We start from the raw sequence: 395 nt of genomic DNA, 5'->3' as shown, positions 1-395 counted from the left end.
GCAATTCTTTGTGCCGGGATGCACGGCGTGAATATTACAATTTCCAGGCCGTCCTGCCGCCGACAATCGTCCGCACCGCGCGCCCACGGAAGGTTTGCCCATGGAATGGCGAGTTGCGCGATGGCGAACAGGTCCGGCCCAGGTCGTAGGTCCATTCGAGATCGGGGTCGAGCAGCGTGACGTCCGCCGGCGCGCCCACGGAAAGCGTGCCGCGGTCGATGCGCAGCAGCTTCGCGGGATTGATCGTCAGCAGTTCGATGAGCCGGGGCAGGCCGATCGCCTTGCGCTGATGCACGAGCACCTCGCAAAAAATCGCAAACTCCGTCTCCAACCCGAGGATGCCGAAGGGCGCCTGGTCGAGCTCGACCTCCTTTTCGTAGGGCGCATGTGGAGCA

1 protein-coding gene is annotated in these 395 nt (G+C 63.5%); it reads right to left on the bottom strand.

Annotated features, from left to right (window positions below; translation table 11 throughout):
* Positions 1-34 precede the first annotated feature (34 nt).
* The coding region (locus D7Y13_RS44495) for an amidohydrolase family protein (protein WP_147452783.1) at positions 35-395 on the bottom strand (361 nt) is incomplete at its 5' end.

This window comes from Corallococcus praedator, assembly GCF_003612125.1.
GTDB lineage: Bacteria > Myxococcota > Myxococcia > Myxococcales > Myxococcaceae > Corallococcus > Corallococcus praedator.
This window is presented reverse-complemented; position numbering and strand designations above follow the sequence as displayed.